Source organism: Stagnimonas sp. FW305-C-60 (assembly GCF_058782965.1).
The window spans coordinates 141,752-148,582 of sequence record NZ_JBYSYF010000006.1 but is presented as its reverse complement, the minus strand read 5'-3'; the positions used below and the strand labels follow the sequence as shown (position 1 = coordinate 148,582).

The following is a 6,831-nucleotide window of genomic DNA, read 5'->3' as shown; positions in this document are numbered from 1 at the left end:
CATGGCTTGCCATGCCAACCCATTAACTGTTTCTTTGCACAAGCAAAGAAAAGTGAGTCGCCAAGAGGCGAAAAAAACTATCAAGCCCTGCGAGGCCAGCAGAGCGCGAACGCAAACCGCCGCACACCAGCAGAACTAAGCGAAAGCACTGCACTCCGCCACGGCAATCCCCCTCCCCTAACCCCTCCCCACAAGGGCGAGGGGAACAAGTTGCGAGAAGTCGCGGGACAGCCGTGGCCCCTCAGCCCTTGGGCACCGCCACCGTGCGCAGATAGGGCTTGATGGTCTTGTAGCCCTGCGGGAACAGCTGCTTGGCGTCTTCGTCCTTCACGCTCGGCACGATGATCGCGTCGTCGCCCGGCTTCCAGTTCACCGGCGTCGCCAGCTTGTACTGGTCGGTGAGCTGCAGGCTGTCGATCACCCGCAGGATCTCCTCGAAGTTGCGGCCGGTGGAAGCCGGATAAGTGAGCGTCAGACGGATCTTCTTGTTGGGGTCGATCACGAACACGCTGCGCACCGTGAAGGTGTCGGAGGCGTTCGGATGGATCATGTCGTAGAGGTTGGCGACTTGCCGTTCCGGGTCGGCGATGATCGGGAAATTCACCGCCGTGCCCTGGGTTTCCTCAATGTCCTTGCTCCAGCCGATGTGGTCGGCGAGCGGGTCCACCGACAGCGCGATGGCCTTGACCTTGCGCTTGGCGAATTCGTCCTTGAGCTTGGCGGTGTAGCCCAGCTCGGTGGTGCACACCGGCGTGTAGTCGCGCGGGTGGCTGAAGAACACCACCCAGCTGCCCTGGGCCCAATCGTGGAACTTGATCGTGCCCTGCGTGGTTTCGGCAGTGAAATCGGGGGCGAGATCGCCCAGTCGTAAGGTCATGGCTTGCTCCTTGTGTGCAGCTCCAGGGGGCAGCAGGTTGCGCCCGCTAAGCAGCCGATACAAGGGATTAGCTCAGAGCTTTTCGGCCATATCGCAGCGCGCCCGCCAGCAGCAGCGGCGCCAGCAGCAGACCACCCAGGCCGCCACCACCGCCCTGACCACCACCCGGCGCGTCGGCGACGGTGGAGCCACCCGAGGAAGAGCTGGAGCCGGAACCGGTACCGCTCTTGGCCGGCACCTGGCGGCCGAGATTGGCCGGGTCCAGCCAGGGCCGCAGCGAGCCGCTGCTGCTGCCGTCGCCGTTCCAGGCCGGGCCCAGGCGCGAGTAGTAGAGGCTGGGCAGCGGCACCGCATCGCAGTTGCTGGAGGCGCTGAGCACGCCCACCACCTTGCCGCCACCGACGAACAGCGCCGAGCCGGAAGACCCGGCCGACGCGGCGCCCAGTTCCGAGAGCATCTTCCACACCGGCAGATTGCCGATCGACAGGCCCAGCACGGTGATCTGCGGCGGGCTGGAGCCCCAGACGATCTGCCGCGCCAGCCGGCCGCCGTGGTGGATGCCGGTCAGCTCGCCGCTGGCAGGCTGGTCGCTGGCGTCGATGCCGGCCCAGTAGGGCTTGGCGCCGGCCGGCGGCGCGTCCTTGAGTTCCAGCAGCCAGACATCGCTGGACTCGGCGCGGTGATTGGCGCCGCTGCTGGTCTGCGGCGCGACGCTGCTGGCCGCGGCGAGATCGCTGCCGCAGGGGCTGACCGCGTTCCAGTACACCCGCAGCGAGGCCGCCGCCGCTTGCGCGTCGCCGCGCTGGCCGTTGAGCTCGCGGCAATGGCTGGCGGTGAGCAGATAGGGCCGGCCGTCCTGCAGACTGTTGTTGACCAGAGTGGCGGTGCAGCCCACGGCATTGAGCACGGTGATCGCCACCACCGACTGCCCCCATTCCAGCGCGTCGTTCTGCGCCGAGCAGCTGAAGTTGATGGCGCAGGCGCTGCCGGCCTTGGCGCTGACCGCCGGTGCCGCCAGCGGATCGCGGAAGCCGGCCTGCAGCTGGTCGATGCGCAGCGCGTAGCGGTTGGCGGCCAGCAGCGGCATGCGCGCGACCAGCGTCAGGCTGCTGCCCGGTTGCGGCAGGCTCCAGTAGTCCTCGCCCGCCAGGTCGGCGGCGGTGACCGTGCTGGCGCCGATCTCCAGGCTGGCCTGTTCCGGCAATTGCAGGGCGCTGGCATGAAACGCCAGGCTCTGCGCGCCCGGCACCTCCAGCTCCATGCGCCAGACCGCCTGCTCGCCTTCGCGGCTCCAGTGGCCGTCGCGGAGGGCGTCGATCGTCACCGGCCGGGCAATGGCGTAGCGCGCCGGCTCGGCGGCGGCCTGCGCCAGCTCGCGATCCCAGTCCACCGTGTAGGTCTCGGCCCGCGCGTCCAGCGCCAGTCCGGAAAGCAGCAGGCCTAAGCCCCAGTACCAGCGCTTGCTCTTGGTTTGGATGTCCATGTCCGTCTCCCCCCGCCGTCAACCACGGCGCCTGGCAAACAGACTGAAGGACTGAACCAGGCCGCAGGGCGCGGCGCCGATCAGCGTTGCGCCAGCGCGGAAGAACGGCTGTGGCGGCGGAAACGCAGGCTCAGCCCCAGCGCCGCCGCACCCAGGCCGGCGGTCAGCCCCCACCAGAGGCCGTCGGCGCCCAGGCCCAGCCCGAAGGCCAGGCCCCAGGCCACCGGCAGACCCAGCAGCCAGTAGGCCGCCAGGGTGATGAGCATGGGAAAGCGCGTGTCCTTGAGCCCGCGCAGCGCGCCATTGGCGGTGACTTGCAGGCCGTCGAAGAACTGGAAGGCGCCCGCCAGCGCCAGGAAGCCGGCGGCCTGCGCGGCGATCGCCGGGTCACGGCTGTAGGCGGCAGCGATGACGCCGCCGGCCAGCAGCATCAGGCTGGCGTTGAAGGCGGCATTGGCCACACCCAGCAGCATGCCGCTGTAGCCGGCCAGACGCGCGGCGGCGGCGTCGCCGGCACCACGGAAGTAACCGACCCGCACGGTGGTGGCAAAGCCGATGCCCATCGGGATCATGAAGGTCACCGAAGCGAAGTTGATCGCCACCTGGTAGGCGGCGATGGTCTGCTCGCCGATGCGCGCCATCAGCACCGACACCGCCACGAACAAGCCGGCCTCGGCGAGCAGGATGGCGCCGATCGGCAGGCCCAGGCGCAGCAGCTGGCGCCGCGCGCCGGGCTCGAAGCCAGAGCCGGCAAACAGACGCAGCGGCCGCAAGTGGCGGTCGCTGCCGTAGTACCAGGCCAGGGTGCCGGCCATCACCAGACAGGCCAGGCTGGTGGCAATGCCGGAGCCGACCACGCCCAGCGCCGGAATCGGCCCGGCGCCGTAGATCAGCAGCCAGTTGAACAGGGCATTGGCGATCAGGCCAGCCAGCCCGGCGAGCATCACCGGCCGCGAGGCTTCCTGACCTTCGGCGAGAAAGCGCAGCGCGAAGAACAGACAGAGGCCCAGCGAGGAACCGGCATAGGTGCGCAGATAGGCGATGGCCAGCTCGGTGGTCTCGGCCTCCAACCCCAGCCGGTGCAACAGCGGCGCCGCCAGCAGCTGCACCAGCGCGAACCAGAGCAGCGCCACCAGCAGCGCCAGCCGCAGCAGACTACGGCCGAAGCGGCCCAGGGACTCCGGATCGGCACCGGCGCCCCGCCGCTGCGAGACGATCGCCGAGGCGGCCATGAACAGGCCCATGAACAGCACGAAGGGCACGACGTTGAGATTGGTGCTCACCGCCACCGCCGCCAGCTCCCGCGCGCCGAGGTGGCCGGCCATCACGGTGTCGGTGGCGCCCATGCCGACGCCGGCCAGCTGCGCGGCGATCAGCGGCAGGGCGAGCTTGAGATTGGCGCGCATTTCGGCGCGGGCGGCGGGCGACAGCAACACGATGGGCTCCAGCGAGGGGCGCGCATTCTATCGGCCTCCACCGGAGGCTATAGTTGGTTCTCGTCTTCCCCGGTCGCTGCCTGGCATGCACTCCGCCCTCGCCGTCGCCAACCACCTGTTCGAGCGCGCCCAGCAGGCGCGGCTGCCGCTTACTGGCGGTCAGTTGCAGTGCCTGTGCTACTTCGCTCACAGCCTGCGTCTGGCCTTGGTCAACCTGCCCCTGCTCGACGAGACCGTGCTCGCCGACCGCGACGGCATCAGCATTCCCAGCATCACTCGGCTGGGCTTGCACGGCAGCCGTCCGGTGCCCCAGTTGCTCGCCGAGGTGCGGCCCACCGCCGCCGGTCTGCTCGACGAGGTGGCCCCGGTGCTGGACCCGCAGGAGCCGGCGCTGACCACGGTGGATCTGGTCTGGAGCCGCTTCGGCCGCTTCAGCGCCTACGACCTGGGAGTGTTCGTGCGTAGCGCCGGTGGCCCCTGGGACGAGACCTGGAACCATCCCGACCGCGTCGATGGCCTGCTGAGTAGCGTCGCCAGCCAGCCGCTGGCCGCCGATGGTCGCGCGCTGCCGATCGCCAATTCGCTGATCCGCCGCTGGTTCCGCGAGCTGACCATCCAGGAGAGCCGCGACCAGGCCAGCGCCGATGGCCTGGCGCCGACGGTGATGGCCCGCCATGTGCGGCCCGAGAACACGCTCAGTCTGGCGGCGGTGAAGAAGCTCCGCGCGCCCTGAGCCGAGCCGGCCCCTGGGGCCGGTAACGCGGCGGTCGCCGTCGCTTTAACGGGTCCTAGCCGCGCCGCCAATCGTGGTAGCGCGCCACCAGCTTGAGCAGGCCTTCCGGCTTGTGCGCCTGCTTCCAGACGCCGGCGCTGTACTTCGCCGCCTCCGACCAGGTCGGGTAGACGTGGATGGTGCCGAGCAGCTGGTTCATGCCCAAACCGTGGCGCATCGCCAGAGTGAACTCGGCGAGCAGCTCGCCGGCATGGGCGCCGACCACGGTGGCGCCGAGGATGCGGTCCTTGCCCGGCACGGTCAGCACCTTCACCCAGCCCTCGGCCTCGCCGTCGGCGATGGCACGGTCGAGATCGTCCAGGCCGTAGCGCGACAGCTCGTAGGCGATGCCCTTCTCCTGTGCTTCGGTTTCGTTGAGGCCGACCCGCGCCACTTCCGGCGCGGTGAAGGTGACCCAGGGCACCACCGAGTAGTCGATGCGGAAGCGCCCGCCGCGCAACCACAGCAGCGGCCCGAACAGCGCGTTCACCGCCGCGTACCAGGCGGTGTGGGCGGCGGTGTGGGTGAACTGGTAGGGGCCGCTGGCGTCGCCACAGGCGTAGATGTTGGGGAAGCTGGTGCGACCGTAATCATCGACCTCGATGGTCTTGCCCAGGCACACGCCCAGCTCGCGCAGGCCGGTGCCGTCCAGCCGCGCGGCGCGGCCGACCGCGACCAGGATCTGGTCGAAGCCGATGCGATCTTCGCGGCCTTCGCGCTCGCAGATCAGAAGCTTCTCGCCCTCTTCGACGACCACCGCCTTGGCGCGGGTGGCCAGCCGCAGATCGATGCCCTCGGCCGCGAAGCGCGCCTGCACCAGCGCCGAGACTTCCGGGTCTTCGCGGATCATCAGGCGCGGCAGCATCTCCACCTGGGTCACCTGCGCGCCCAGGCGGGCAAAGGCCTGCGCCAGCTCGCAGCCGATCGGCCCGCCGCCCAGCACCAGCAGGCGGCGCGGCAGTTCCTGGAGGTCCCAGAGCGTGTCGGAGGTGAGATAGCCGGCCTCGGCCAGGCCGGGGATGGGCGGCACGAACGGCGCGGCGCCGGTGGCGAGCACGATGTTGGGTGCGGTCAGGCGCTCGCCGTTGTCCAGCTCCACCGTCCAGGGGTCGACCAGCCGGGCGCTCGCCTGGCGGCAGTCGACGCCCAGGCCCTGGTAGCGGGCCACCGAGTCGTGCGGCGCGATCTCCGCCACCGCCCGGCGCACGCGCGCCATCAGCGCCGGAAAATCCACCTCTGGCGCCGGCAGCCGCAGGCCAAAGTCGGCGGCGCGGCGCGCCTCGCTGGCGCTCTTGGCGGCCCGGATCAAGGCCTTGCTGGGCACGCAGCCGGTGTTCAGGCAGTCGCCGCCCATCTCGCCCTTTTCGATCAGCGTCACCTTGGCGCGCACGGCGGCGGCGATGTAGCTGCTGACCAGACCGGCGGCACCGGCGCCGATCACGATCAGGTTGCGGTCGAAGCGCCGTGGCCGCCGGTGGCCGCGATAGGCCTGGCGCGCCTTCAGGGCGTCGATCAGCCGGCGTGCCAGCAGCGGCAACAGGCCGAGCAGCGCGAAGGCGCCGATCAGGCCGGGCGAGAGGATGCCGCGCAGGCTGCTGAGCTGCGACAGCTCGGTGCCGGCGTTCACGTAGGCGGCGGTGCCGAGCAGCATGCCGAGCTGGCTGACCCAGACATAGGTCCAGGTGCGGATGGTGGTCAGACCCATCACCAGATTGACCAGGAAGAACGGGAACACCGGCACCAGCCGCAGCGTGAACAGATAGAACGCGCCCTCGCGTGCCACGCCGGCATTGATCGCCTTCAGCCGCTCGCCGTAGCGCGCCTGCAGGCCGTCGCGCAGCAGGTAGCGGGCGGTGAGAAAGGCCAGGGTCGCGCCGGCGGTGCTGGCGAAGCTCACCAGCAACGTGCCCCAGCCCAGGCCGAACAGCGCGCCGGCCGCCAGGGTCAGCACCGCCGCGCCGGGGAAGCTCAGCGCGGTGACCAGCACGTAGACCGCGAAGAAGCCGGCGGTGAAGGCCAGCGGCCGCGCCTCTTGCAAGGCTTCGAGGGCGCCACGCTGGGCCTTGAGCGCATCCAGGCTCAGATAGCGGGTGAGATCGAAATACAGCGTCAGGCCGATGGCGGCGGCGACTAGGAGCAGCAGCAGGAGCTTGCGCATGGCGCGGTCTTGAAAGCCGGGAAGGAAGCCGGCTTGCAGCTTACGGCCAGTTCCCGCTCCCGGATGCTGCCGGAACGCTCGGGTTCATGTCCCGGCGTCCAGCGC

The 6,831-nt window shown here is 69.9% G+C and carries 5 protein-coding genes; 1 reads left to right on the top strand and 4 read right to left on the bottom strand.

What is annotated here, in order from left to right; all coding sequences use genetic code 11:
- Nucleotides 1-241: 241 nt before the first annotated feature.
- The 3 genes from AC3WT6_RS15505 to AC3WT6_RS15495 form a co-directional block, all read right to left on the bottom strand.
- Nucleotides 242-877, bottom strand: coding sequence for a peroxiredoxin (locus AC3WT6_RS15505; protein WP_492654503.1), 636 nt, complete (start codon nucleotides 875-877; stop codon nucleotides 242-244).
- 67 nt (nucleotides 878-944) lie between these two features.
- Nucleotides 945-2,360: a trypsin-like serine peptidase gene (locus AC3WT6_RS15500; protein ID WP_492654502.1), complete on the bottom strand. Its 1,416-nt coding sequence runs from the start codon at nucleotides 2,358-2,360 to the stop codon at nucleotides 945-947.
- 80 nt (nucleotides 2,361-2,440) lie between these two features.
- The gene (locus AC3WT6_RS15495; RefSeq protein ID WP_492654501.1) at nucleotides 2,441-3,796 is read right to left on the bottom strand and encodes an MATE family efflux transporter; all 1,356 of its coding nucleotides are present in this window, start codon (nucleotides 3,794-3,796) and stop codon (nucleotides 2,441-2,443) included.
- An 85-nt stretch (nucleotides 3,797-3,881) separates the two neighbouring features.
- On the opposite strand from AC3WT6_RS15495, the gene AC3WT6_RS15490 reads away from it, so the two are divergent.
- Nucleotides 3,882-4,529, top strand: a complete 648-nt coding sequence (locus tag AC3WT6_RS15490) for a Panacea domain-containing protein (protein ID WP_492654500.1) — start codon at nucleotides 3,882-3,884, stop codon at nucleotides 4,527-4,529.
- Nucleotides 4,530-4,584: 55 nt separating this feature from the next.
- Here the strand turns inward: AC3WT6_RS15490 and AC3WT6_RS15485 are convergent, their stop codons facing one another.
- On the bottom strand, nucleotides 4,585-6,726 hold the full coding sequence (locus tag AC3WT6_RS15485) for a dihydrolipoyl dehydrogenase family protein (protein WP_492654499.1): 2,142 nt from the start codon (nucleotides 6,724-6,726) through the stop codon (nucleotides 4,585-4,587).
- Between the last annotated feature and the right edge of the window lie 105 nt (nucleotides 6,727-6,831).

What these genes read in the sequence shown, in the direction of transcription:
- AC3WT6_RS15505 (WP_492654503.1), bottom strand. Translation starts at nt 877, where the DNA reads ATGACCTTACGACTGGGCGATCTCGCCCCCGATTTCACTGCCGAAACC.
- AC3WT6_RS15500 (WP_492654502.1), bottom strand. Translation starts at nt 2,360, where the DNA reads ATGGACATCCAAACCAAGAGCAAGCGCTGGTACTGGGGCTTAGGCCTG.
- AC3WT6_RS15485 (WP_492654499.1), bottom strand. Translation starts at nt 6,726, where the DNA reads ATGCGCAAGCTCCTGCTGCTGCTCCTAGTCGCCGCCGCCATCGGCCTG.
- AC3WT6_RS15490 (WP_492654500.1), top strand. Translation starts at nt 3,882, where the DNA reads ATGCACTCCGCCCTCGCCGTCGCCAACCACCTGTTCGAGCGCGCCCAG.